Source organism: Gluconobacter sp. P1D12_c (genome assembly GCF_018812105.1).
In the GTDB taxonomy this organism is placed as follows: domain Bacteria; phylum Pseudomonadota; class Alphaproteobacteria; order Acetobacterales; family Acetobacteraceae; genus Gluconobacter; species Gluconobacter oxydans_A.
In genome coordinates this window covers 1-446 of the sequence record NZ_JACSIQ010000475.1, presented here as the reverse complement: position 1 = coordinate 446, position 446 = coordinate 1, and the positions used below count along the sequence as shown (strand labels likewise).

At 53.5% G+C, this 446-nt stretch carries 1 protein-coding gene; it reads left to right on the top strand.

Annotated features, from left to right (window positions below; translation table 11 throughout):
- Positions 1-105: 105 nt before the first annotated feature.
- On the top strand, positions 106-446 hold a 341-nt coding region (locus KP705_RS17740), incomplete at its 3' end, for a transposase (RefSeq protein WP_215765237.1).

Here is a 446-nt window from a genome sequence, read left to right as displayed (position 1 = left end):
ATTTACTCGGTTCAGAGGGCCTAGGTGGAGGGTTCGAAAAACCCCCTGGTATTGAGGTCTGCTCTGTGATTCCATTTCCCCTTAGTTGATTGGGGATGATGAAAGATGAAGCAGCCGGGTTTCTTTGATGTTGAAGARCGGCTTGCCCGGTTGAGYGGGCTTGGTGACCAGCTCGAAGCATTTTCCCGGACTGTGGGTTTTGAGGTGTTCCGCCCTGATCTGGAGCAGGCTCTGGCCTATTCAGATGGAAGCAAGGGCGGGCGACCGCCGTTCGATTCAGTGTTGATGTTCAGGATCCTGGTGATCCAGACGCTGAACAATTTGTCCGACAAACGGACGGAATATCTGATCAACGATCGCCTCTCCTTCATGCGCTTCCTTGGKCTGGGGCTTTCAGATCGTGTTCCTGATGCCAAAACACTCTGGCTGTTCCGTGAGCGCCTGAC